3 protein-coding genes are annotated in these 1,586 nt (G+C 32.0%); 1 reads left to right on the top strand and 2 read right to left on the bottom strand.

What is annotated here, in order from left to right; translation table 11 throughout:
• Window positions 1-188: 188 nt before the first annotated feature.
• Together ACZ3IG_RS36130 and ACZ3IG_RS36125 are read right to left on the bottom strand one after the other, a co-directional pair.
• Window positions 189-443, bottom strand: a complete 255-nt coding sequence (locus ACZ3IG_RS36130) for an HU family DNA-binding protein (RefSeq protein WP_467437475.1) — start codon at window positions 441-443, stop codon at window positions 189-191.
• Between the two features lie 23 nt (window positions 444-466).
• Entirely contained in the window at window positions 467-1,072 is a 606-nt protein-coding gene (locus tag ACZ3IG_RS36125) for an SMI1/KNR4 family protein (protein WP_467437474.1), read from the bottom strand.
• A gap of 247 nt (window positions 1,073-1,319) precedes the next feature.
• On the opposite strand from ACZ3IG_RS36125, the gene ACZ3IG_RS36120 reads away from it, so the two are divergent.
• Window positions 1,320-1,568: a hypothetical protein gene (locus ACZ3IG_RS36120; RefSeq protein WP_235856718.1), complete on the top strand. Its 249-nt coding sequence runs from the start codon at window positions 1,320-1,322 to the stop codon at window positions 1,566-1,568.
• Window positions 1,569-1,586: the final 18 nt, after the last annotated feature.

Genomic DNA, 1,586 nt, shown 5'->3' with positions numbered 1-1,586 from the left:
ACAAAAAAACGTCTAAATCCATAAACGGTTAATACAAAAATTATATAATCGTTAAATAACATACCCCGGATTTATACAAATATATAGGTTATTGATTTTGAGCCTACTGTCTAAAATTAATCCAAAAAAAGAACCTAAAAGGCATATAAAAAGAGGTAGAGGATTGATCCCCTACCATATTAAACTTCTTATACTTTTATAGCATCTTTCAAATTTTTTCCTGCTTTAAAAGGTGCTTTACTTGCTGCAATTTCAATTTCCTCACTTGTTTGAGGGTTTCGTCCCTTTCTAGACACACGTTCACTGACAGAAAAAGCACTAAACCCTAAGATTTTTACTTTTTCACCATTTTTCATTCCTGTTTTGATTGTTTCCATTTCAGAGTCAACTACTTTAGTTGACTCTTTTTTTGTTAGTTCAGAGCTTTCAGCTATAGTATTAATAAGTTCATAATGAATAAGGAGTTTTATTTCATAACCCTAAGATTTATTTTAATATTCTCCACTTTTCCAACTAATTTGTTTGCTAATCCATATGGAAATCCCTTTACTATTATAAAAGGGAGGTTCTTTGAACCCTTTAGTAAGTCGGCTGCTGCAATATATAGCCTTAAGTATCTTTTCATTTTTATTAAATCCTTTAATCCACCATCAATAGTGTCTATTAAAACTACTTCACAATTTTTAGACCAGTTGACATCATCTTCAGTTTCATCTAAATTAATTAAGAATCCTCTTTGAACCCATTGAGTAAAATCTGAAGTAAGCAAATGGGCATGTTCGTGAACCTTATCCCCACCAGGAACTATTAAAACCATGGTCTCATTATCACCTTGGTGCATAAGAAAAACTTTCCCACCTACATCGTCACCAATAGCAATATAACCCTGTGCATTTTCTTGTGTTTCCCAAGTTTCATTTCTCTCCATTATATCTTGTGTGCCATAGATTAATATTCTACCATCAACAGACAGACCATTATTATCTCTCAGTAAATCCTTATAGGAATTGGGTAATTTAACCTTCATCTTCTCCTCAACAATTGATATTTCCCTTTCACTTGCTGGAGGCATTATGGATTGTCAACATTACCTAGTATTCTCCGAACTTCTTAGTAGGCATAATTAAGCTGTACTGAATTGTCCATTAAAATTAATTTCCACTAGTCAACTTTAATTCAACTAGCATCGGCACAAAGGTACGAGGGGGAGCTAAAAAGAGGAACCTGATAAAGGAAGGAAATAATCCAATGGCACATTATTATAGAATAAATTGAATAATTATTGTATACAAATGTCTTAATAAAAGGTGGTGAAAAAAATGAGTGAAGATTCTCAAGAAGAATTTATTACCGGTGCTAAGTTGGAAGAGATAATATTAGAATTAGAACAACTTAGCTCGTTATGTGAAGAAAAGTCAAAAAGTTGTACTTTATTAGAAAGCCAACGTTTTTACGAAGGTATGGCTATTGCCTATACAACAGTTGCTATAAAGCTTAAAAGTGATTTTGACTACATTGATACAAAAGTCATTGATGAACTATATAATGCATTGGAAAAGAATTCATAGCCATCTGATAATAACAAT

This window comes from Streptomyces sp. NPDC016677, from assembly GCF_055562815.1.
The sequence above is the reverse complement of the archived record's forward strand: the minus strand, read 5'-3'. Positions and strand labels throughout refer to the sequence as shown.